Annotated in this window: 22 protein-coding genes and 1 pseudogene; 17 read left to right on the top strand and 6 right to left on the bottom strand. The window is 38.5% G+C overall.

The window, feature by feature from the left end:
* Positions 1-43: 43 nt before the first annotated feature.
* The 6 genes from BQ5341_RS08975 to BQ5341_RS08950 all read left to right on the top strand — a co-directional run bounded on the left by BQ5341_RS08975 (position 44) and on the right by BQ5341_RS08950 (position 7201).
* On the top strand, positions 44-2701 hold the full coding sequence (locus tag BQ5341_RS08975; protein WP_071131649.1) for a glycoside hydrolase family 65 protein: 2658 nt from the start codon (positions 44-46) through the stop codon (positions 2699-2701).
* 15 nt (positions 2702-2716) lie between these two features.
* The gene (gene treR, locus BQ5341_RS08970; protein WP_071131648.1) at positions 2717-3433 is read left to right on the top strand and encodes a trehalose operon repressor; all 717 of its coding nucleotides are present in this window, start codon (positions 2717-2719) and stop codon (positions 3431-3433) included.
* Between the two features lie 405 nt (positions 3434-3838).
* Positions 3839-5617, top strand: coding sequence for an oleate hydratase (locus BQ5341_RS08965; RefSeq protein ID WP_071131647.1), 1779 nt, complete (start codon positions 3839-3841; stop codon positions 5615-5617).
* Positions 5618-5744: 127 nt separating this feature from the next.
* A complete protein-coding gene (locus tag BQ5341_RS08960; protein ID WP_071131646.1) occupies positions 5745-6224 on the top strand; it encodes an NUDIX hydrolase in 480 nt (159 codons plus the stop codon).
* A 24-nt stretch (positions 6225-6248) separates the two neighbouring features.
* The gene (tsaE, locus tag BQ5341_RS08955; RefSeq protein ID WP_071131645.1) at positions 6249-6707 is read left to right on the top strand and encodes a tRNA (adenosine(37)-N6)-threonylcarbamoyltransferase complex ATPase subunit type 1 TsaE; all 459 of its coding nucleotides are present in this window, start codon (positions 6249-6251) and stop codon (positions 6705-6707) included.
* Entirely contained in the window at positions 6698-7201 is a 504-nt protein-coding gene (locus BQ5341_RS08950) for a GNAT family N-acetyltransferase (protein ID WP_071131644.1), read from the top strand. Before tsaE ends, BQ5341_RS08950 begins: the two co-directional genes overlap by 10 nt.
* A 26-nt stretch (positions 7202-7227) precedes the next feature.
* On the opposite strand, the gene BQ5341_RS08945 is transcribed toward BQ5341_RS08950, so the two are convergent.
* Both BQ5341_RS08945 and BQ5341_RS08940 read right to left on the bottom strand, forming a co-directional pair.
* Entirely contained in the window at positions 7228-7764 is a 537-nt protein-coding gene (locus BQ5341_RS08945) for a 3'-5' exonuclease (protein WP_071131643.1), read from the bottom strand.
* Positions 7761-8534 (bottom strand): exodeoxyribonuclease III, encoded by a 774-nt coding sequence (locus BQ5341_RS08940; protein WP_071131642.1) that lies wholly within the window; start codon positions 8532-8534, stop codon positions 7761-7763. The genes BQ5341_RS08945 and BQ5341_RS08940 overlap by 4 nt, the downstream gene beginning before the upstream one ends.
* Positions 8535-8615: 81 nt before the next feature.
* On the opposite strand from BQ5341_RS08940, the gene BQ5341_RS08935 reads away from it, so the two are divergent.
* The 3 genes from BQ5341_RS08935 to murB all read left to right on the top strand — a co-directional run bounded on the left by BQ5341_RS08935 (position 8616) and on the right by murB (position 12317).
* Positions 8616-9530, top strand: coding sequence for a Gfo/Idh/MocA family protein (locus BQ5341_RS08935; RefSeq protein WP_071131641.1), 915 nt, complete (start codon positions 8616-8618; stop codon positions 9528-9530).
* A 756-nt stretch (positions 9531-10286) separates the two neighbouring features.
* On the top strand, positions 10287-11354 hold the full coding sequence (locus BQ5341_RS08930) for a serine hydrolase (RefSeq protein ID WP_071131640.1): 1068 nt from the start codon (positions 10287-10289) through the stop codon (positions 11352-11354).
* A 45-nt stretch (positions 11355-11399) separates the two neighbouring features.
* Entirely contained in the window at positions 11400-12317 is a 918-nt protein-coding gene (murB, locus tag BQ5341_RS08925; protein WP_205408746.1) for a UDP-N-acetylmuramate dehydrogenase, read from the top strand.
* Positions 12318-12344: 27 nt separating this feature from the next.
* On the opposite strand, the gene BQ5341_RS08920 is transcribed toward murB, so the two are convergent.
* The 4 genes from BQ5341_RS08920 to BQ5341_RS08905 are packed head-to-tail and all read right to left on the bottom strand — an operon-like array spanning position 12345 to position 15199.
* Entirely contained in the window at positions 12345-12965 is a 621-nt protein-coding gene (locus BQ5341_RS08920) for an ECF transporter S component (RefSeq protein WP_071131638.1), read from the bottom strand.
* On the bottom strand, positions 12955-13521 hold the full coding sequence (gene coaC / locus BQ5341_RS08915) for a phosphopantothenoylcysteine decarboxylase (protein ID WP_071131637.1): 567 nt from the start codon (positions 13519-13521) through the stop codon (positions 12955-12957). The genes BQ5341_RS08920 and coaC overlap by 11 nt, the downstream gene beginning before the upstream one ends.
* Entirely contained in the window at positions 13518-14234 is a 717-nt protein-coding gene (locus tag BQ5341_RS08910; RefSeq protein WP_071131636.1) for a phosphopantothenate--cysteine ligase, read from the bottom strand. The genes coaC and BQ5341_RS08910 overlap by 4 nt, the downstream gene beginning before the upstream one ends.
* Positions 14231-15199, bottom strand: coding sequence for an acrylyl-CoA reductase family protein (locus BQ5341_RS08905; RefSeq protein ID WP_071131635.1), 969 nt, complete (start codon positions 15197-15199; stop codon positions 14231-14233). Before BQ5341_RS08905 ends, BQ5341_RS08910 begins: the two co-directional genes overlap by 4 nt.
* 279 nt (positions 15200-15478) lie before the next feature.
* Here BQ5341_RS08905 and BQ5341_RS08900 point away from each other — a divergent pair, with 279 nt between their 5' ends.
* From BQ5341_RS08900 to BQ5341_RS08865, 8 genes and pseudogenes are all read left to right on the top strand, one after another.
* Positions 15479-16564, top strand: coding sequence for an ABC transporter ATP-binding protein (locus BQ5341_RS08900; protein WP_071131634.1), 1086 nt, complete (start codon positions 15479-15481; stop codon positions 16562-16564).
* A gap of 10 nt (positions 16565-16574) precedes the next feature.
* Complete coding sequence (locus BQ5341_RS08895; RefSeq protein WP_071131633.1) at positions 16575-17387, top strand: ABC transporter permease; 813 nt, start codon at positions 16575-16577, stop codon at positions 17385-17387.
* A gap of 2 nt (positions 17388-17389) precedes the next feature.
* Complete coding sequence (locus BQ5341_RS08890) at positions 17390-18217, top strand: ABC transporter permease (protein WP_071131937.1); 828 nt, start codon at positions 17390-17392, stop codon at positions 18215-18217.
* Positions 18214-19287 (top strand): ABC transporter substrate-binding protein, encoded by a 1074-nt coding sequence (locus BQ5341_RS08885; RefSeq protein ID WP_071131632.1) that lies wholly within the window; start codon positions 18214-18216, stop codon positions 19285-19287. The genes BQ5341_RS08890 and BQ5341_RS08885 overlap by 4 nt, the downstream gene beginning before the upstream one ends.
* Positions 19288-19586: 299 nt before the next feature.
* A pseudogene (locus BQ5341_RS08880) lies at positions 19587-19880 on the top strand (ArsR/SmtB family transcription factor).
* Positions 19881-19901: 21 nt separating this feature from the next.
* Entirely contained in the window at positions 19902-20978 is a 1077-nt protein-coding gene (gene arsB, locus BQ5341_RS08875) for an ACR3 family arsenite efflux transporter (protein WP_071131631.1), read from the top strand.
* On the top strand, positions 20975-21391 hold the full coding sequence (arsC, locus tag BQ5341_RS08870; RefSeq protein ID WP_048720943.1) for an arsenate reductase (thioredoxin): 417 nt from the start codon (positions 20975-20977) through the stop codon (positions 21389-21391). The genes arsB and arsC overlap by 4 nt, the downstream gene beginning before the upstream one ends.
* 20 nt (positions 21392-21411) lie before the next feature.
* Positions 21412-22398 carry a permease gene (locus tag BQ5341_RS08865; protein ID WP_071131630.1) on the top strand — a complete coding sequence of 329 codons (987 nt, stop codon included), beginning with the start codon at positions 21412-21414 and terminating at the stop codon, positions 22396-22398.
* The last annotated feature ends 20 nt before the right edge of the window (positions 22399-22418 follow it).

The following is a 22418-nucleotide window of genomic DNA, read 5'->3' as shown; positions in this document are numbered from 1 at the left end:
AATAAAATCAATACTTGTCTAGACAAGAAAAGGAGTGAGTGATGTGGATTATGTTTTAGTGAAAGAAACAGCCGAAGCATTTATCGTGGGAACAATGAATAAGTCGGTTGGAAAGTTTGAAAAAATTTGGTCACCAGAAACATTTGAAAAAATCGGTCAAGCAATAAAAAATAGCGAGACACCTTTAGCCGGTGGTATTTTGGTGGGCTTTTCTAAATTGTACTTTGATCAAGAGGCCGTCACTTATTCGGTGCAACAATTAATCGAAGAAAGTACTAATTTGCCATTTGTTTCAGGTGAAGTTGAAAATGTAGCGCGGGCATTAGCGAAACGCCAAGAAGAATTTGTTTGGAGCTTGGATTATTTTGGTTTTGTGCCGGGAAAAAGCGAATATGCAACGGAATCTTTATTGACGGTAGGTAATGGTTTGTTTGGCTTGCGGGGAGTGACGCCGGAGATGGAAATTTCTGAAGCGACCTATCCGGCAACTTATTTGGCGGGTCTCTATGACGCCAAAGAATCGAAAGTTGCTGGTGAAAAAGTGACGAATGAAGATTTCGTCAACGCTCCTAATGCCCAAGTGCTTTATTTTGAAGTGGCTGGAAAAAAAGTCGGCTTTTCAAAAGAAACGGTCAGTCATTTTTCAAGACATTTAAATTTAAAAACCGGACTTTTCTCGAGTTCAGTCATTTTAACTGCTGATGGCGGTGAGCAATTTAAAGTAGAAGTTGAAAAATTTGCCGGTCTTGAAAATTTCCACACGTACGGCTTACGCTATAAAATTACGGCGCTGAATTTTAATGGCGAAGTGACCCTCGTTTCAGCCATTGACGGCGGTGTGTATAATTTTAATGTCGAACGTTATCGCTCGTTGGAGCAAAAACATTTGGCAGTAGTAACTCAAAAAGCGCTTGACGGAAATATTTTTCAATGGGCCAAAACAACGGCTTCTGATTTTCAAATTTTGCAAGGAGCCAATTTAACCGGCAATTTTAAAAGGGATCTGGTAGCTGGCCAAGATGAAAATAAAATTTGGCAAAAAGGGCAACTGGAACTGCAAGAAAATGAAACTGTCGTAGTAGAAAAAATGGTGAACGTTTATCATTTTGCCGCCGAGAAAAAATCAGCCGCTGCAAAAAAATGGGAAACATCCTGGTCATTCGGTGATTTTTCTAGTGAGTATGTGGCTTCTAAAAAACAATGGGAAAACTTATGGTCAGAAATGAAGATCGTCGTCGATGGCGATATGTGGAGTCAAAAATTATTGAATTTACACACCTATCATTCGATTGTTTCAGCCGCGCCATTTGCTAATTTAGAATTGGACGCTTCCATCACTGCCCGAGGATTACACGGCGAAGCTTACCGCGGACATATTTTTTGGGATGAATTATTTATTTTGCCTTTTTATGTTTTACATTTTCCAAAAGCGGCCCGCCAAATTTTAATGTACCGCTACAGTCGTTTAGAGATGGCTAAAAAAGAAGCGGCGCAAGAAGGATTTTCTGGGGCGATGTTCCCTTGGCAATCAGGACTCGATGGTTCGGAACAATCGCAACGACTGCATTTAAATCCGTTAGACGGCTCTTGGGGGGAAGATCATTCTCGCTTGCAGCGCCACGTGTCTTTGGCGATTGCTTATAATTTATGGTTTTACGTTCATGTGACAGGAGACACTGAATTTTTAAATGATTATGCTGCTGAAATGTATTTAGAAATTGCCAAATTTTGGTTGAGTAAAGCTGAATTATTAAATAATAATCGCTATTCGATTGCCGGAGTGATGGGTCCGGATGAATTTCACGAAGCGTATCCGGATTCTGAAGAAGGCGGCTTGAAAGATAATGCCTACACGAATATGATGGTCGTTTGGCTAATGGAAGTCATTGCGACTTTACCAGAAAAAATGTCAGAAAAAAATTATCAAGCGGCCTTAGAAAAAGTTGGTTTTAGTGAAACAGAATTAAAAAAAGCCGAAGTGTTGAAACATCAATTGCATTTAGAAATCAACGACGAAGGCATCATTGCCCAATATGCTGGCTATTTCGATTTAGAAGAGTTGGATTTTGCTGCTTACAAAGAAAAATACGGCAATATTTATCGGATGGACCGGATTTTATCAGCGGAAGGAAAATCAGCCGATAATTATCAAGTAGCGAAGCAAGCCGATTCCTTGATGATTTTTTATAATTTGGCGAAAAAAAATGTCGATGAAATTTTAAATGATTTAGCCTATGACTTGCCAGAAGATTACGTTAAAAAAAATCTCGATTATTATTTAGCCCGCACTTCCCACGGATCAACTTTATCTAGAGTTGTCCATGCGCAACTAGCCCAAATTGCTGGCGATGAAACGTTGGCCTACACGTTGTACCAAGAAGCGTTGTCCAGTGATTATCACGATATTCAAGGAGGAACAACGGCTGAAGGCATTCACGCTGGCGTCATGGCGGCGACTTTATGGATCACTTTGTCAGCTTTTGCCGGACTCGATGTCTCTGGTGAAATGCCAACTTTAGCGCCAAAACTTCCTGTTCATTGGCAAAAATTAAGTTTCCAATTTGAATTTTTACAACAAAAATTTTATGTGACAGTTGATCATGAATCGGCAACTATTTTTACGCCAGTCGCTGGAAAAATTTTAGTCAATGGACAAGTCGTCAACTTGCCAGCAGGAGAAAAAGTGACGGTGGCATTATAAAAAAGGAGGATATCCGTGGATTCAAAATTCAAAGAAATTGCCCAAGATCTCGAACAAAAAATTTTGGCGAACCTGTATCCAGTCGGGTCCTTGCTGCCATCTGAATTACAATTAGGTCGCTTGTATAATGTTTCCAGAGAAACGATTCGTAAAGCCTTAAACGAATTGCGCATCACCGGACTAATCCAAAAAAAACAAGGAAAAGGCTCGATCGTGATTGATCGCAAACGATTTGCCTTTCCAGTTTCCGGGCTCACAAGTTACAATGAGTTGCAAAAAAGTTTAGGTTTAGACTCACAAGTAGAAGTGCTTTCTTTGAAAAAAGAAATTGTCCCAGAAAAATTAGCAGAGTTTGCCCAGTGGCCGCTGGAAGCTAAAGTTTGGCAGTTGGAGCGCTTGAGAAAAGTCGATGGGCAAGGGGTAATTTTAGATACTGATTATTTTTTGGAAAGTCTGGTCCCAAATTTAACCGAAAAAATCGCCGCTGTGTCCACTTATGATTATATTGAAGAAAAATTAAAACTAGAAATTGCTTATGCACAAAAAGAAATCACCATTGAACCTGCCATGGCGCGGGACAAAAAATTTTTAGATTTAGGGAATTCTGATCGAGTGGTGGTCATCCGCAGTCTAGTTTATCTCGCTGATAATCGCTGCTTTGAATTCACCGAATCCCGCCACGTCCTAGACAAATTCCGCTTCGTAGATTTCGCCAGAAGAAGAAAACTGTAAAAAAGGTTGTTTTTGGCGTGCTCTGTGCTGTAAGAAAATAGGAAAGCAAGAGCCACTCGGTGTATTTTCCGAATGGCTTTTGATTTATCTTTTTCTCTAAGCGCAACGGCAAAAACACCGTCAAAAAAGGTTGTTTTTGGCGTGTTTTGCGCTGTAAGAAAATAGGAAAGCAAGAGCCACTCGGTGTATTTTCCGAATGGCTTTTGATTTATCTTTTTCTCTAAGCGCAACGCTAAAAACACCGCCAAAAAAAATTAAAACTTAGCTGCTTGGCATTCGCCAAGCAGCTTTTTTTGACAGAATTTGAAATATGTCGAAAAAATTGTTCTAAAAGAATCTATATCTTTGCTAGATTTGCCAAACCTTACCATAATATAAGTAGAAAAGGGAAAGGAAGATGATTTTATGTATTATTCAAATGGTAATTACGAAGCGTTCGCCCGTCCTAAAAAACCAGTTGGTGTCGAGGAAAAATCCGCCTACTTAGTGGGGTCCGGACTGGCAAGTTTGTCGGCAGCGTCATTTTTAGTTAGAGATGGTCAAATGCCCGGGAAAAATATTCATATTTTAGAAGAACTGCCGATTGCTGGTGGTTCGCTGGATGGTATTTTGAATCCGGATCGGGGATTTATTATTCGCGGCGGTCGAGAAATGGAAAATCATTTTGAATGTTTATGGGATTTATTCCGTTCGATTCCTTCGCTAGAAGCTGAGGACGCCAGTGTGCTAGATGAATTTTATTGGCTAGACAAAGAAGACCCCAATTATTCCAAATGTCGGGTGATTGAAAACCGCGGGCAAGATGCTCACACGGAAAATAAATTTACTTTAACTGATAAAGCATCTGAAGAAATGGTCAAGTTATTTTTAACTTCTGAAGATCAATTGGACGATTTGAAAATTTCTGATGTTTTCACTGATGAATTTTTTGAATCAAACTTTTGGATTTATTGGTCAACGATGTTTGCCTTTGAAAAATGGCACTCAGCTACTGAAATGCGCCGCTATATTTTACGATTTATTCATCATATTGGTGGGCTTCCTGATTTGTCAGCTTTGAAATTTACCAAGTACAATCAATATGAATCCCTCGTTTTGCCAATGGTGGATTACTTAAAAGACCATGGCGTTCAATTTGAATACAATACGAAAGTTGAAAATATTTTAGTTGAAAAAAATGGCGACAGCAAAATGGCCAAAACTTTAGTCTTAACTGTTAATGGGACGCAACAAAATATTGACCTTAGTGTAAATGATTTGGTTTTTGTTACCAATGGTTCAATTACTGAAAGCACGACGTATGGTGACAATGAGCATCCGGCAACAATTGCGCCTAACAAACAACCTGGTGGCGCTTGGCAATTATGGCAAAATCTTGCCGATCAAGATGCTGATTTTGGTAAACCAGAAAAATTTTATAAAAATTTGCCAGCGGAAAGTTGGTATATTTCAGCTACGGTTACGACTTTGGATGATAAAATCGCGCCATATATTGAAAAAATTTCCAAACGTGATCCTTATGCTGGTAAAGTTGTCACCGGTGGGATCGTGACGGCCAAAGATTCTAATTGGATGATGAGTTATACTTTGAATCGCCAACCGCATTTTAAAGCTCAACCTAAAGATCAATTGGTTGTCTGGGTGTACGGATTGTTATCCAATAAACCAGGGGATTTCATTAAGAAAAGTATTACCGAATGTTCCGGCGAAGAAATCGCGCAAGAATGGCTTTATCAAATCGGCGTTCCCGTTTCAGAAATTCCTTCTTTGGCGAAAAATTCTTGTAACACCATTCCTTGTTATTTGCCATATGTGACAAGTTACTTTATGCCACGGGCCAAAGGGGATCGTCCACTGGTTGTTCCAGCAGGTTCAAAAAATTTAGCATTCATTGGGAATTTTGCCGAAACACCACGGGACACTGTATTTACAACTGAGTATTCCGTTCGCACGGCGATGGAAGCTGTCTACACTTTGCTAGATATTGATCGTGGTGTGCCAGAAGTGTTTGCTTCGGAATATGATTTGCGGACCCTTCTTTCAGCCACCCATCGTTTACTCGACGGCAAACAATTAAAAGACATTAAAGTTTCTTGGTTAGTCAAAGCTTTAGAAAAACGCGGCTTGAAAAAAGTGGAAAATACATTTGTCGAAGAATTGTTAAAAGATTCCGGTTTAATTTAATATAGAAGAAAAATGAAGCGAATGAATTTCAATTGGGGAACTGAATAAGTAGGGAAAAACAAGCGGGAAAAATTTTTCCGCTTGTTTTTTTGTGCTATACTTTAAAAAAAGTAAGGTAGGCGATTGCATGGGTTATGTTGAAAATATCCGCAAAAAGGTCGGTCATGTTCCATTAATTTTAAATGGAAGTTGCGTGATCATGTCCAATCCTAGAGGTCAAATCCTTTTACAAAAAAGAAATGAAAAAAAGCAACGCTGGGGTTTGCCTGGTGGGCTGATGGAATTAGGGGAGTCCACTGGAGAAACTATTATCCGGGAAGTTTTTGAAGAAACGGGTATTTTATTAAGTTCTGACCGTTTGCAATTTTTTGGCCTTGTTTCTGGAGCGGATTATTTTACAACCGCTGATAATGGCGATGAATATTATGTAGTGAGCTGTTGCTATCAAGTAGATCAAGTGACAGAAACTCCCCAGATAGCAGATGGTGAATCGTTGGAATTTGCTTGGTTTGATTTAGACAAATTGCCAGGAAATTATCCGGTGAGCCAAGGGGAATTTATCAAGCGGTATACTAAAAAAATGTTGGACAACAGCAGTAATTCATAAATCTTTTTAAAAGGAGTGTCGACAATGGAAAAAATCTTTACTAGTCCCGAAGAAACCCAAACTTTTGCCCAGCATTTAGGTCAATTGTGTGTTGGTGGGGAAATTATTTTTCTAAACGGTGATTTAGGTGCCGGCAAAACCACTTTTACGAAAGGTTTTGCTCGCGGCTTAGATATTTCTGCCATGATTAAATCTCCCAGCTATACGATTATTCGTGAATATGAAAATGGTCGTCTGCCATTTTATCATATGGATTTGTATCGTTTGGCCGGTGATAATGATGAGTTGGGTTTAGAGGAATATTTTCAAAGTAGCGGGGTAACTGTGATTGAATGGGGGAATTTGTTGGAAGATTTACCGGCGGACTTTTTGACGATAACTTTTGAAAAAACAGGCGAAGAAAGTCGGAAACTTATTTTAACGGCTCATGGTTTGAAATCAGAAAAATTTTTAGAAAAAGTTGAGGCGAGCCAATGGAATTAACAATTAGAGAAGCAGTTCCTAATGATGGTGAAAAAATATTAGCTTATTTAAAAGAAGTTTCAAAAGAAACGGATTTTCTAGTCTTAGACCAGTTGCCAGCAATCGCTGAGTATCAGGAATTATTGGATTTTATTTTTAATGCCGACAATCAAACGATTTTTATCGCTTTAGAAGGAGAAACCATGATTGGCATGGGAAATATCAATGGCGCTACTGAAAATAAACGCCAGCATATTGGAGAACTGGGTGTGAGTGTGCGAAAAGAATATTGGCAGCTCGGTCTAGGTTCGATTATTGTTGAGGAATTATTGGCCTGGGTCCAAGAAGAATCGTCTTTAATGCGAATTGAATTATATGTTTCTGCTGAAAATACGGCGGCGATTCATTTATATGAAAAATTTTCTTTTGAAACAGAAGGGCGTTTGCGCCAAGCGTTACAAAAAGAAGACGACACGTTTGCCGATGTCTTAGTGATGGCGCGTTTATTTGCATAAAAAAAGCCGCCGAAATTTTTCGACAGCTAATTCATTAGATGAATGAATTTTTTAAGTGAGTTCGTTCCAAATAAATCCTGCTCTTTTAATAAAATTTCCGCACAAGCGCGAGCATCGGCTAAGGCGTCATGATGATTTGTTAAATCAATCCCTAAGCTTTCACAACAAGTTGGCAGGCGATGATTGGGCCATTCCGGGAAAAATTTGCGAGAAGTTTTTACAGTGTCTAGCGATAAAAATTGCGGTAAAGGAAGATCAGCTTCAGTTAAACAGCTATTTAATACCCCGTTATCAAAAGGGGCGTTGTGGGCAATAATTAAATGTTCCGGCTGAAACAAGCGGGCAATTTCTGGCCAAACTTCAGCAAAAGTGGGGGCGGTTCTTACCATCGCCGGGGTAATGCCGTGGATGGCAATATTTCTAGGAGCAAAAGAAGTCGGCGGCTTAATCAAAGTGTAAAACTTTCCAACTTCTTGATTATTTTTCACCATCACCATCGCCAATGAGCAAGCAGAATATGGCTGAAAATTAGCCGTTTCAAAATCCATGGCTAAGAAATTCACCCTAAATCCTCCGCTGTAAAATTCAAATCTAGTTCAACCGGACAATGATCGCTTCCAGTAATTTGTTGGAGAATATTAGCAGAAACAAGATTATTTTTCAGCGTTTCGCTAGTTAAGAAATAATCAATTCGCCACCCGGCATTATTTTTCCGCGCATTGAAACGATAACTCCACCAAGAATAAGCACCTTCTAAGGTAGGATTAAAATAACGAAAAGTATCAATAAAGCCTGTTTCTAAGAGTTGGGAAAATTTTTCCCGCTCTTCAATGGTAAAGCCGGCGTTGTGCTGATTGGTTTTCCAATTTTTTAAATCAATATTTTCGTGAGCGACATTTAAATCGCCACAAAGGACAACGGGTTTGGTTTGTTGCAAGGCATTCAAATAATTTTTAAATGCTTCTTCCCAGTCCATCCGGTAAGGCAATCGTTTCAACTCGCCTTGGGAATTTGGCGTGTAACAAGTCACTAAGAAAAAATTGGCATATTCTAAAGTGATGACCCGGCCTTCTTGATCGTGAATTTCTTCGCCGATGCCATAATTTACCGCCAGAGCTTGATGCTTGGTGAAAATGGCAGTGCCAGAATAACCTTTACGCACGGCATAATTATAATATTGAAAGTAACCAGGCAATTCTAATTCCAGTTGACCGGCTTGCATTTTCGTTTCTTGCAGGCAAAAAAAGTCAGCATCTAATGCTTCAAAAACTTCTAAAAAGTTTTTTTGGACTACCGCCCGCAATCCGTTGACGTTCCACGAAATAAATTTCATATGTACCTCCAAATGTTGATTACTATTTTTGACTACTCTCATTGTAGCAAATTTTTTTGAAAAGGAAAGGAGCACGATTTGATGAAAATTGGCGTTATTGGTCTAGGAAAAATTGCTCAAAAAGCTTATTTGCCCTTATATGCGAGCAGACAAGATTATTTGGAGGTAATTTTGGCTTCGCGGGATGAAAAGAAAGCTGAAAAATTAAAAGAACAATATGGTTTTTCTGACACCGCCGGAAATCTCGACGAATTAATTGACAAAAAAGTGGAGGCAGTCTTTATCCATAGCGCCACCAGCACGCATTATGCGTACTGCAAAAAATTACTGGAAGCCGGTATTCCAACATATGTAGATAAACCAGTGAGTGAAAATATTGAAGAAACGAGAGAAATTTTTGCTTTAGCTGAAAAATTAAATGTGCCATTTTTTGTCGGATTCAATCGCCGCTATGCACCATTTGTCCAACAATTAAAAGAAATTTCAGGACAACAAATGATTATCCAAAAAAATCGGGAAAATACCGCCGGCTCAAAACAATTTCACTTGTACGATTTATTTATCCATGTGGTAGATACCGCGGTTTATTTATTAAATGATCAAGCGATTGCGCCTGTGTTCTCAGCTCTTGAAAATAATGAAGCCGGCGTGTTCACCAAAGCACAATTAGTTATAAAAAATAAAGAACAACAAGCGATTGTGCTAATGAATTTGGCTAGTGGCGCTAATTTGGAAACTTTCGAAGTACAAGGACAAGAGGCTACCTATCGTTTGGAAAATTTAACCTCGTTAACAAAATTTACCGATCGAAAAGAACAATTTGTCCCTGGGGATTGGGAGAACACGTTGGTCAGCCGAGGATTTTCCGGGGCGATGGAAGACTTTTTACAACAAGTCACACTTTTTAATGAAGGAAATTTTGACTTTGAAAAAGATAGCCAGAAAAAAGCTTTGTTGTCCCACGAACTAGTGGCCGGATTGTTGGCGGGAAAATAAAATATATTGCGCTCCAGACGCTTTTTGTCACGATCCTTGTTTTAAACGGTGTGAAAAAAGCTGTGGCTAGGTGAATAGATAAAAATTTTAAAAATCCAAAAATCAGGATTTTGGAAATTTTTCCTAATTCTCTACGCCCCATAACGCTTTTTGTCACGATCCTTGTTAAACGGTGTGAAAATTGGTGTCCCTAGGAAAATAGATAAAATGGTCTTTGAGTGTTTCACACTCATGCGTCATTTTCCTAATTTTCTACGGGCCAAAACCCAATTTGTTACGACCTCTGATAAACGGTGTGAAAAAAACTGCGGCTAGGTGAATAGATAAAAATTTTAAAAATCCAAAAATCAGGATTTTGGAAATTTTTCCTAATTCTCTACGCCCCATAACGCTTTTTGTCACGATCCTTGTTAAACGGTGTGAAAATTGGTGTCCCTAGGAAAATAGATAAAATGGTCTTTGAGTGTTTCACACTCATGCGTCATTTTCCTAATTTTCTACGGGCCAAAACCCAATTTGTTACAACCTCTGATAAACGGTGTGAAAAAAACTGCGGCTAGGTGAATAGATAAAAATTTTAAAAATCCAAAAATCAGGATTTTGGAAATTTTTCCTAATTCTCTACGCCCCATAACGCTTTTTGTCACGACCTCTGTTTTAAAAAGTCATTAAATTGTCTTATTTTTACTGAGATTTTTGTGGTAGGATAGTAACAGCTTATTTTTTACGACAAAGATTTTTTATCGGGGGATTTTTATGGCTTTATTGGGAAATATTTTTCGTTTGTTTTTGCTAATTATTTTAGTGATTGATATATATGGCTTGTTTTTTTTCAAAGGCGGCTTTAAGCGGTGGGGGAAAAAGCATTACCGCATTTTATTGTGGACAGGATTTTTAGCAGTTTTTCTGGCGGGTTCATTTTGGTTGTGGCCACTGATAGGTGTGATGGAAGTCTCCGCGCCAAGTATTGAAAATTCCTCTAAAAAAGATACCGCCACGCTAAATAGTTCAGCGGTAACGGATTTTTCAGGAATTTTAACAGAATCATCTGGCGATGGAACAAATGAAAATAATCAAAAACAGTCTGATACCATTGTTACCCAGCAAACAGCTGAAAACAAAACGCTCACTGCGGCTTGGGAAAATGTCATCCAAGATAGCGATGCTTTCATTGATATTGCCGTTTATCAACCGGAAACGAATCTTTATTTTCATTATACTAATGCTGCTCAAAATCAATTTTACACCGCGAGTATTGTTAAAGTTGCCGTGATTACTGAATTTATGCGCCAAGTGGAAGCCGGGACGCTCACTATGACTGCTGATGACGAGACGATGCTTAGTGAAATGATTGAAGAAAGTGATAATGATGCCACCACTTATTTAGTGGAGGAGCGGATTGGCGGATTGTCTGCGCTGGATTCTTTGTTTCAAGAACTTTCCATGACTAATAGTTACGCCGACACGGACGCTTGGGGGATAACTACCACCAGTAGCATCGATCAATTAAAATTGCTCAATAAAATTTTTTATGATCCGGACTTTTTAAATACGGATTCACAAACGGCGATTATTTCGCGGATGGAAAATATCGATGTGGATCAAAATTGGGGAATTTCGGTAGAGGCACCTTATTTTGCTTTAAAAGATGGTTGGCTTGATTTAACGCCGGATTGTTGGATTATAAATTCAATCGGGCAAGTCGCGAGCGATGCTAATTCTTTTACGATTGCCATTTTGACAGATCAAAATGCGACTTTTTCAGAAGGGGTCGATTTAGTTGAAGAGTTGGCGAAAACGACGGAAAAAATTTTGCTGAAGTAAAATATATTTTTATTTAAAAAGATGATGAACGAGAGGATTTTTTGTATGACAGATTTAAACGATATTATCCAACAATTAGCGCCAATAAAAATAATTGAAAATGCGCCGTTAGCCCAATATACTTTTACTAAAACGGGTGGCCCGGTGGATTATTTAATTTTTCCTAAAAATGCGGACGAAATAAAAAAAGCTTTGGATTTTGCAAATTTGAACCACATTCCATGGCAAGTTTTAGGTAATGCTAGTAATTTAATTGTTCGAGACGGTGGGATTCGCGGCTTTGTTTTTATGTTGACTGATCTTGTTGAAATGACCCATGATGGAAATAATATTTATGCGCAAGCTGGCGCGCGTTTAAGTAAAGTGACTCAGTTTGCAGGGGAAAAATCTTTAACGGGATTTGAATTTGCTTGCGGTATTCCAGGATCTGTCGGCGGCGCTATTTATATGAACGCCGGCGCTTACGGTGGTGAAATCGCCAATGTTTTAGCCACGGTGGATGTTATCACGCCAAATGGAGAATTTAAAACTTATACGGCGGCCGAAATTCATTTTGCTTATCGTCATTCCGATTTGCAAGAAACGGGCGATATTATTATCGGTGGTACTTTTGCTTTACAACCAGGCGATCAAAAAGAAATTTTCGCTAAAATGAAAGAACTCACTGTCTTACGCGAGTTAAAGCAACCACTGGAATATCCATCTTGTGGTTCGGTATTTAAACGACCAGAAGGATTTTTCACCGGCCGCTTAATTCAACAAGCTGGATTGCAAGGAAAAATTATCGGTGGCGCGCAAGTATCAGAAAAGCATGCCGGCTTTATTGTTAATTTAGGCACAGCAACAGCGACAGATTATTTAAATTTAATTGCCTTGATACAAAAAACTGTCTTTGAAAAATCGGGCATAAACTTAGTTACGGAAGTTCGAATTTTAGGGGAAGAAAAAAACGCGAATCAATAACGATTCGCGTTTTTATTTTACAATCAATTAGGAATTTCTTTTTTGTATTTTAAATAAAACAGAAGTAACAGCGGCTGTGGCAGCAGCGGCCACCAAAGCTTCAGGAATACCGCTAGTAAAAATCACCCCTAAAATAACGCCGTACAAAGCGTCACTTGTCGTCTGCATTACGGCAGCATATTGATCCATAAACAAAAAATAAATTAAATTCATAACTAGTAAAGTGTTGGTCATACTCCCCAGAAAACCTGCCGCCAGCAAACTGATGGAACGTTTGGAAGGAGAAGTTTTGGCAAATTTTTTCAAAAATTGATAAACAAAATAAGGAACGATACCGACTAAAATTCTTGGCACCATAGCAATAATTACCGAGCGAAAATCACCTGAAACAATGGGTGAAAAAACAAATGAACTTAAAGTAATCGTAGTCGTCGAACGAATCATGGACAAAATGCCGAAAAATCCGCCTAGAAAAGCGCCAATCTTTGGCCCTAAAATCAGGGAACCAATAATTACTGGGATATGCAAAGTGGTGGCATTAATTGGTCCCAGAGGAATAAATCCTAAAAAAGGGAAGAAAAACATTAACAGCATAATCCCCATAAAAAGTGCAGTAAAAACTAATTGTTCAGTAGATTTATTTCTCATAGCTCGCCTCACTTGTTGATAAAATATTTAAAACAACTTTAGTAATTTCTTCAATCGTTGCCAGCGCGCCGCGACCAAAGTCACCGCAAGCTAAGAGGGCTTCACGAGGATCAATTTCAGTGTAGCCAACTTCTTTTAAAATTTTCAAATTTCGTTGGGTAATAGGATTTTGATACATATACGTATTCATAGCTGGGGCAATCAACTTGGGCACTTCGGTTTTTAACGCCAGTGCCACGGTGGAAACCACATCATCGGCGATGCCGTTAGCCAATTTGCCAATGATATTAGCAGTAGCCGGCGCAACTAAAAATAAATCGGCTCGTTTGGCCAGTTCAATATGATTAATGACGGTTACATCGGGTTCCTTCATTACATCCAGGTGGACTTGGTTTTTCGATAAACTTTGCAAGGTCAAGGGGGTAATAAAAGCGGTGGCGTTTTTAGTCATTAAGACTTCCACATTAAAACCCAATTTTCCTAATTGGCTAGTTAAGTCGGCGGCTTTGTAAGCTGAAATCGAACCGGTAACAGCTAGTAAAATTGTTTTTTTCATTTGTGCTCCTTTTTTTCTTTTAGAAAATTTTTTAAGGCCGTTTCAATTATGACAGCAATTTCTTTTTTGGTCCAAGCTTGAGCTACGACGCCGGTTTTATCTAGCAAATAACCATGGTGTTGCTCTCCGGAAATTTCGGCTAAATCATTGGCCAAAACAAAATCCGCCTGATTTTTAACTAAACTTTTTTTAGCGACGGCTAATAATTCTTCTTTGGGGACATCCACTAATAATTTAAAACCGACTAACAACGTTTCCGGTTGCCATTTTTTAATTTTTTGAATAATTTTTGGCGTTTTTTCTAAGATCAAGACGAGATGGTCAGTATTAGAAGAAATTTTTGTTTCGGTGTTTTCTTTAGCGGCAAAAATATCAGCGCCTTTCGCCAATGTTTGTTGAAATTTTTCTTTGGAATATTGGGCCACCGGAGTAAAATCAGAGACCGCCATAGCATGAATCACCGCGTCAAATGTTTGAGTGGTTAAAAGTTTTTCTAAAATATTTTGCAAATCTTTCGTTGACTCAATATAAAAGATTTGTTTGACACCAACTGGTTGAGCGGCAACTTTAGTCGTCACATAATAAATCTCGTGCCCGTAAGCTTGCATTTCTTCGGCGATTCTTTTTCCAAGGGAACCGGTGGAGTGATTGGTAATGGAGCGGACTTGATCGATTTTTTCGCTAGTACCACCAGCGGTAATTAATATTTTCATGAGTTGCTCCTGACTTGAATGACGGTCCGACCAACGTGGCGATTTTTCGCAAAATCAGTCACAACTTCAGGAATTTGTGCTAAAGAAATAATTTCCGGGGAAACCTTTTCAAAATCAAAACTCGAAAACAATTGCGCCCACGCTTTTTGCCGCAAATCATTTGGCGTGTTCACCGAATCAATGCCTGCAAGTGTCACTGCCCGTAAAATAAAAGGCAGGACAGTCGTTTCTAATTTTATCCCGCCAGCATTTCCACAACTGGCTACGATTCCGCCATAAGTTACTTGCGAGAGGAGCTGACTTAAAACGGCGCCCCCCACTGTATCAATGACCGCGTCAAATTCTTGTTTGGCCAACGCTTTTTTTGGCTGGGCAAGAAAATCTGCCGTGGACAATACTGGATCATTGGTTTCGAATTTTTTTTGACTCATGAGTACTAAATTATTAAAACCCAATTGTTTCAATAAAATTCGAGCCATGGTGGACACGCCACCAGTGGCGCCCGTTATTAAAATACGAGAGTCTGGACGGAGATGATTCTTAATTGCCTCAACACATAATGCCGCCGTTAGCCCTGCCGTTCCTAAAGTAACAGCTTGTTTAAGGGAAATCTCATCCGGAATTTTAATTAACCATTCACTTGGAACACTAGCATATTCACTCCAACCGCCAAAATGACTAACCCCTAAGCCGAAACTTGTCGCTAAAACTTTTTGACCTACCGGAAAATTTTCATTGGCACTTTGAATAATAATGCCTGCTAAATCAATCCCCGGAACAAAGGGATAAGTTCGAACAACACCACCATTTGTTTGACAGGCGAGGTAATCTTTATAATTGACGGCAGAATAATGGACCTCGATTAAACAATCGGCGACTGGCAACATATCAAAAGAAATCTCTTGAACTTGTCCGGTGACTTTTTCATTATTTTTTTGCAGGAGGTAAGCTTTAAAATTTTTCATGAGCGCTCCTTTCCAGAAACTAAAATCTATCCTTGTTCTTACTATAGAAAAGGGACTTTTTAAAGTCAAGAACTTCTCCTTATAGCAGCTAAATTAAAACGTTTTCTGTCAACAAAATTTTTCATTACGAATTTTCAGCAAATTTTCCGAAAATTTTAATCGAAAATACTAGCAAATTTTGCAAAACCTGTTAAACTATTTTTCGGGAGTCTCTATAGATGATGAGGCGCTCGATTTTTTTAAACAAAAAATAATATATACTATAAAGGGGATGAAAAAGTGAAGAAGACGATAATCGCATTTAATAACGTGGTGAAACAATATGATGACACCTCCGTGCTAAAAAACGTTAGCTTTGAAATTGAGGAAGGGAAGTTTTATACGCTCCTTGGACCATCTGGTTGTGGGAAGACGACGATATTACGAATGATTGCCGGATTCACAGACGCTACTTCAGGTGAAATCTTTTTCAACGGGCAAAAAATCAATGACGTGCCTGCCAACAAACGCCCCGTCAATACCGTTTTTCAAGATTACGCCTTATTTCCACATATGAATGTTTTTGAAAATGTAGCGTTCGGTCTAAAGGTTAAAAAAATGGCTAAAGATAAAATCCAACAAAAAGTTCTCGATGCTTTAAAAATGGTCCAACTTGCCGGTTACGAAAATCGCGAAATTAACGAAATGAGTGGCGGGCAAAAACAACGGGTGGCCATTGCCCGAGCAATTGTTAATGAACCGACTGTTTTATTATTAGACGAACCATTGTCGGCCTTAGATTTAAAATTACGCACCGATATGCAATATGAATTGCGAGAATTGCAACAACGCTTAGGGATTACGTTTATTTTTGTGACTCACGATCAAGAAGAAGCGCTAGCTATGAGTGACGAAATTTTTGTAATGAATGCCGGAAAAATTGTCCAATCAGGAACACCGGTAGATATTTATGATGAACCAATCAATCATTTTGTCGCTGATTTTGTAGGGGAAAGTAATATTGTTAAAGGAACAATGATTGAAGATAATTTAGTGGAGTTCGTTGGCAAAAAATTTGAATGTGTCGATGGCGGCATGCGGCCTAATGAAAAAGTCGAAGTTGTTTTGCGGCCGGAAGATTTATCGATTACCACGCCGGAAAATGGCAAACTTTTAGTGAAAGTCGATACGCAATTATTCCGCGGCGTTCATTATGAAATTATTTGTTACGATAAAGATGGCAACGAATGGATGGTCCATTCCACGCGTAAAGCGATTGAAGGAAGTCAGGTAGGCTTATTTTTTGAGCCGGCCGATATTCACGTCATGCGCTTTGACGAAAGTGAGGAAGACTTCGACGCGCGGCTAGAAAGTTACGAGGAGTAGGGGGAGAACAATGAATTCAACACGTAAAATTTTTGGCGTGCCTTATTTTTTGTGGCTACTACTTTTTGTCATTGCGCCAATGCTTTTAATTATTTATCAAAGTTTCTTTAATATGAACGGTCAGTTTACTTTGCAAAATTATGCCACCTATTTTTCTTCAGGAACGTATTTGCAAATGACTTTAAATTCAGTCTGGTACGCATTTTTAATTACCGTATTTACTTTGTTAGTTAGTTATCCCACGGCTTATTTTTTAAATAAAACGGTCCATAAAGATCTGTGGTTGATGTTAATTATTTTACCCACTTGGGTCAATCTTTTATTAAAAGCTTACGCCTTTATTGGGATTTTTTCGGTGCACGGTTCAGTCAATCATTTTATGAATTTTTTAGGCATCGGGCCGCAACAAATTTTATTTACCGATTTTAGTTTTTTATTTGTGGCTAGCTACATTGAAATTCCTTTTATGATTATGCCGATTTTTAATGCGATTTCTGAAATCAATCCTTCCTTAATTTCCGCCAGTCGAGACCTTGGTGCCAATTCTTTTGATACGTTTCGTCGGGTGATTTTTCCTTTATCATTAGAAGGAGTGAAAGCAGGCGTCCAAGCGGTCTTTATTCCGTCGCTTTCTTTATTCATGTTGACGCGTTTAATTGGGGGCAACCGGGTAATTACGTTAGGAACAGCCATTGAAGAACATTTCTTAGTCACGCAAAACTGGGGCATGGGTTCAACAATTGGCGTCATTTTAATATTGGCGATGCTATTAGTCATGTTTCTAACCGGTGAGAAAAAACGCAAAGGAGGGAAACGCGCATGAAACTGAAAAAATTTCGTTTTGCTAACCTTTATTTAGTTTCGGTTTTCGCGCTTCTTTATTTGCCGATTTTTTATTTGATTTTTTATGCCTTTAACGACGGTGGTTCCATGACCAGCTTTACTGGTTTTACTTGGGATAATTTTGCCGCCGTTTTTGCGGATAGTCGCTTGATTATTATTTTGCTAGATACATTTAAGTTGGCCTTTTTGTCGGCGCTAATTGCCACAGTGATTGGCACACTCGGCGCCATGGGGATTTATTATGCAAAAAAAAGACAGCAACGCAATTTATTGCTGAGTTTAAATAATATTTTGCTAGTGAGTCCAGACGTTATTATTGGCGCGAGTTTTTTAATTTTATTTACGATGTTAGGATTTACTTTGGGATTTGGCAGTGTGCTCATGAGTCACGTCGCTTTTTCCATTCCGATTGTCGTCTTGATGGTTTTACCGCGCCTAAGAGAAATGAATGATTCGATGGTGGATGCCGCCAGAGATCTCGGGGCAAATTATTGGCAAGTAATTCAAAAAATTATTTTGCCATTTCTGACACCAGGTATTATTGCCGGCTACTTTATGGCTTTTACGTATTCGCTAGATGATTTTGCCGTGACTTTCTTTGTGACTGGTAACGGATTTACTACATTATCGGTGGAAATTTATTCCCGAGCGCGCCAAGGAATTAGTTTAGAAATCAACGCGTTATCGGCACTAGTTTTCCTATTCTCCTTAATTTTAGTCGTCGGGTATTATTTTATTAGTAAAGATAATTTATCCCGCAAACAAAAACGCGCGAAAAAAGTCCAAAAGGAGGTGGCAAACCTTCTATGAGAAAACTAACGACTTTATTTATCGGCTTAGTGGCGATTATTGTTTTGCTAAGTCTAGGAGCATATCAAGTGGAACATGCCCAAGGACAAGCTGGCGCTGATGAGTTGACCATTTACAACTGGGGCGATTATATCGATCCGCAGTTGCTTTCCAAATTTGAAAAAGAGACCGGCTTAAAAGTGAATTACGAAACATTTGACTCCAATGAAGCCATGTACACGAAAATCAATCAAGGGGGCACGGCATACGACATCGCCATTCCTTCTGAATATATGATTGATAAAATGATTGAAGAAAATATGTTACTAGCTTTAGATCACAAAAAAATTGTTGGCCTAGAAAATATTGATGAACGCTTTTTAGATGAAAGTTTTGATCCGGGAAATCAATATAGTATTCCTTATTTTTGGGGGACACTAGGCATTGTTTACAATGATAAATTTGTCGATGAAGGTCAAATTACGCAGTGGTCAGACCTTTGGAAACAAGAATTTAAAGATTCGTTGATGTTAATTGATTCGGCCCGCGAAATTCTCGGCCTTTCTCTAAACTCGCTAGGTTACTCTTTGAATTCCAAAGACGATCAGGAGTTGCAGGAAGCCGCTGAAAAATTAAATTTATTGACGCCAAATATCAAAGCAATTGTCGCTGATGAAATAAAAATGTATATGATTAACGAAGAAGCTCAAGTGGCGGTGACTTTTTCCGGTGAAGCAGCCGATATGATGTGGGAGAATGAACATTTGCATTACGTAATTCCCTCTGAAGCCAGCAACTTGTGGTTTGATAATATCGTTATGCCAAAAACTGCTAAAAATGTCGAAGGTGCTTACGATTTTATTAATTTTATGTTGGAACCTGAAAATGCCGCCCAAAATGCGGAATACATTGGTTATTCCACGCCAAATAAAGCCGCACTAGAAATAATGGACCCAGAAATTACGAGTGACGAACAATTTTATCCAAGCGACGAAGTAATTAGTCATTTGGAAGTCTACGAAAATCTCGGCTCAAAATACCTCGGTCTTTACAACGATTTCTTTTTAGAATTTAAAATGTATAGGAGATAATGACAAAACTCAGCGAGAATGGGGATTTATCAACGTTCTAAAAAGCTAAAAATCGTCTTTTTTCTACCTGAGTTTTCCAATCTTCTACCAAAAGCGGCTGAAAAGCCGCTTTTTTTGTGTTATTTTATTTTTTCTACCACGTTTTTCTACCAGAGATACTTTACTAGAAGAGCTTTACGATAGAGATTTTTACCAGACGATGTTGAAAATAAAAAGACAGAAACGCTTGACCGTATATAGACGTTCATCTATATTGTATATAGATAATTATCTATATACAATTCAATAGGAGGCCCTCCATGGAAAACTATGAACAGATTGCTACCATCACGAAAGCCTTAGCTGATCCAAAAAGGTTGAAAATTGTTGACTTACTTTCTACAGCTGACTCTCTTTGTGCATGTGAAGTGTTGGAGAATTTTGACTTTACTTAACCGACATTATCACACCACATGAAGCTTTTAGAGAAGGCAGGAATTGTCAAAGTAACGAAAAAGAGTCAATGGCATCATTACGCTTTACAGGAAGATTTTGTTGAGGATTTCCTAGTAATTTTGAAGGAACTTCTTATCAAAGAAAAATCAATTAGCTAGTAATCGATAGGAGTTTTATGAATGAACAATGTATCTACGGAAGTAACTGAAAAACCTGCAATTAATTTCTTCGAGAAGTATCTAACGGTTTGGGTATTGTTATGTATGGCAGCAGGCATGCTAATCGGAAAGTTTTTACCTAGTGTCGCAGACCGATTAGAAAGCTATCAAGTGTTAAATACAAATATTCCAATTGCCGTTTTAACTTGGGTTATGATTTTCCCAATGATGATGAAAATCGATTTTAAATCAATACTGAATGTCCGAAAAACATATCAGGGGATTATGATCTCTAGCATTACAAGCTGGCTAATTAAGCCGTTCTTGATGTTTGGCTTAGCATCTTTCTTCTTTTATGTTGTTTTTAGCAATTTTATCCCAGCAGACTTAGCAAAAGACTATGTGGCTGGAGCCGTTTTATTAGGGGCAGCGCCATGTACCGCTATGGTTTTTGTTTGGTCAAACCTTACAAAAGGTGATCCAGCGCATACCTTGGTTCAAGTATCAATTAACGATTTATTAATCATTGTCCTATTTGTACCAATTGTTTCCTTCCTTTTAGGAGTAAATAGTGTGTTTGTACCATGGAATATTCTCTTTGCCTCCGTACTACTATTTGTGCTAGTACCGTTAGTTGGTGGGGCATTAACGCGATACTTCATGATAAAACGTAAGGGAATTGATTACTTTAACAATCGCTTCTTACCAAAGTTTGACTCCATTACAACCATTGGCTTGTTATTGACATTGGTAATCATTTTTACTTATCAGGGGGATATTATTTTAAACAATCCGTTTCATGTTCTCATGATTGCCGTTCCTTTAGTCTTACAAAATATTATTACCGCAAACTTTGCTTATTTTACTTGTAAATGGACAAAACAGCCTCATAATGTGGCAGCGCCAGCAGCTTTGATTGGTGCTTCCGACTTTTTCGAGTTATCGGTTGCCGTAGCAATTATGCTTTTCGGTGTCAATTCACCAGTTGTACTTGTGACAACAGTAGGCGTTCTAACAGAAGTACCTGTTATGTTGTTATTAGTCAAATTGATCAATGGAACGAAAGATTGGTTCCCAACAAAAGGAGAAAATGAATGAAAAAAATCTATTTCTTATGTACGGGCAATTCCTGTCGAAGTCAAATAGCGGAAGGCTTTGCTAAAAAATACTTAGATGATTCTTGGGAAATCCGAAGTGCTGGAGTTGAAACCCACGGTCTGAATCCTAGAGCAGTGGCCGTAATGGAAGAATCTGGAATCGATATTTCGAATCAAACATCTGACTTGATTGATTTGGACTACTTTAATCAGTCTGACATGATTATCACTCTTTGCGGTGACGCAGCAGATAAGTGTCCCATGATTCCAAAGGAAAGCACTCACCTTCATTGGGACTTAGTAGATCCTGCCAAAGCGAAAGGATCTGAGGCAGAAATTAGAAGTGCTTTCCGAGACACAAGAGATGAAATCGAAAAGAGAATGATTGAATTATCGAAGCAGTTAAATGTTTAATTCAAAAGGGAGGGGAAGGTATGTGGACTTGGATTAGCGATCAATTACTAAAAATGGTTTGGCTAAATGATTTGATGGGAAAATTAGTTGAGCGTTTTGGACTTTCGATCGATAGCAAGATAGGGGCAAGTCTTCAGTTCTTTCTGTTTGATACAATTAAGATTTTTATCTTATTAACGATCTTAATTTTTGTCATGGGGGTTATTCAGACTTTTTTTCCACCTGAAAGAACCAAAGTATTGTTGGGTGGCTTAAAAGGTTGGAAGGGGAATTTACTGGGAGCACTTTTGGGTACAGTCACGCCTTTTTGTAGTTGTTCTAGCATTCCAATTTTTATTGGGTTTACAACCGCTGGATTACCGTTAGGAGTAACCTTCTCCTTCCTTATTTCCTCACCAATGGTTGATATTGCCTCAATTATCCTGTTAATGTCTTTCTTCGGCTGGAAATTTGCGATAGCTTATGTTCTTTTAGGATTACTGCTAGCTGTAATTGGAGGTACACTCATTGATAAATTACACCTAGAGAATGAAATTCAAGATTATATTCGCGAGATGGAGGAAGGTCTTAGCCAAGTTGAAACCTATACCATAAAAAAAAGAATGGCTTATGGTTGGGGGCAAGTGAAGGAGGTTGCTAGTAAAGTCTGGCTTTATGTATTAATTGGGGTTGGGATTGGTGCACTCATTCATAATTGGATTCCGACCAGTTTTATTCAAAGCATCCTAGGTAATAATAATCCGTTTGGCCTGATTATTGCGACCTTAATTGGGGCACCAATTTATGCAGATATTTTTGGTGTTCTCCCAATAGCAGAAGCGCTATTCTCAAAAGGGGTGCCAGTGGGAACTTTGATGGCTTTCATGATGTCTGTCACAACGTTGTCTTTGCCGTCATTAATCATGTTAAGTAGAGTGGTTAAACCTAAATTGTTAGGAATCTTTATCACAATTTGTATTGTAGGTATTTTATTGATTGGCTTTACTTTCAATAGTATAGCTTTATAAAAAGTTAAGGGGGATTAGAT

Source organism: Enterococcus timonensis (assembly GCF_900104595.1).
In the GTDB taxonomy this organism is placed as follows: Bacteria; Bacillota; Bacilli; order Lactobacillales; family Enterococcaceae; genus Enterococcus_J; species Enterococcus_J timonensis.
Note: the sequence above shows the minus strand (reverse complement) of the source record. Positions and strands in the feature narration are given on the sequence as shown.

Coding starts and splice junctions, on each gene's coding strand:
- coaC (WP_071131637.1), bottom strand. CDS start 13,521: ATGAAAAAAACAATTTTACTAGCTGTTACCGGTTCGATTTCAGCTTAC.
- BQ5341_RS08930 (WP_071131640.1), top strand. CDS start 10,287: ATGGCTTTATTGGGAAATATTTTTCGTTTGTTTTTGCTAATTATTTTA.
- tsaE (WP_071131645.1), top strand. CDS start 6,249: ATGGAAAAAATCTTTACTAGTCCCGAAGAAACCCAAACTTTTGCCCAG.
- BQ5341_RS08920 (WP_071131638.1), bottom strand. CDS start 12,965: ATGAGAAATAAATCTACTGAACAATTAGTTTTTACTGCACTTTTTATG.
- arsB (WP_071131631.1), top strand. CDS start 19,902: ATGAACAATGTATCTACGGAAGTAACTGAAAAACCTGCAATTAATTTC.
- BQ5341_RS08950 (WP_071131644.1), top strand. CDS start 6,698: ATGGAATTAACAATTAGAGAAGCAGTTCCTAATGATGGTGAAAAAATA.
- BQ5341_RS08965 (WP_071131647.1), top strand. CDS start 3,839: ATGTATTATTCAAATGGTAATTACGAAGCGTTCGCCCGTCCTAAAAAA.
- BQ5341_RS08935 (WP_071131641.1), top strand. CDS start 8,616: ATGAAAATTGGCGTTATTGGTCTAGGAAAAATTGCTCAAAAAGCTTAT.
- BQ5341_RS08865 (WP_071131630.1), top strand. CDS start 21,412: ATGTGGACTTGGATTAGCGATCAATTACTAAAAATGGTTTGGCTAAAT.
- arsC (WP_048720943.1), top strand. CDS start 20,975: ATGAAAAAAATCTATTTCTTATGTACGGGCAATTCCTGTCGAAGTCAA.
- BQ5341_RS08940 (WP_071131642.1), bottom strand. CDS start 8,534: ATGAAATTTATTTCGTGGAACGTCAACGGATTGCGGGCGGTAGTCCAA.
- BQ5341_RS08895 (WP_071131633.1), top strand. CDS start 16,575: ATGAATTCAACACGTAAAATTTTTGGCGTGCCTTATTTTTTGTGGCTA.
- BQ5341_RS08910 (WP_071131636.1), bottom strand. CDS start 14,234: ATGAAAATATTAATTACCGCTGGTGGTACTAGCGAAAAAATCGATCAA.
- murB (WP_205408746.1), top strand. CDS start 11,400: ATGACAGATTTAAACGATATTATCCAACAATTAGCGCCAATAAAAATA.
- BQ5341_RS08960 (WP_071131646.1), top strand. CDS start 5,745: ATGGGTTATGTTGAAAATATCCGCAAAAAGGTCGGTCATGTTCCATTA.
- BQ5341_RS08905 (WP_071131635.1), bottom strand. CDS start 15,199: ATGAAAAATTTTAAAGCTTACCTCCTGCAAAAAAATAATGAAAAAGTC.
- BQ5341_RS08885 (WP_071131632.1), top strand. CDS start 18,214: ATGAGAAAACTAACGACTTTATTTATCGGCTTAGTGGCGATTATTGTT.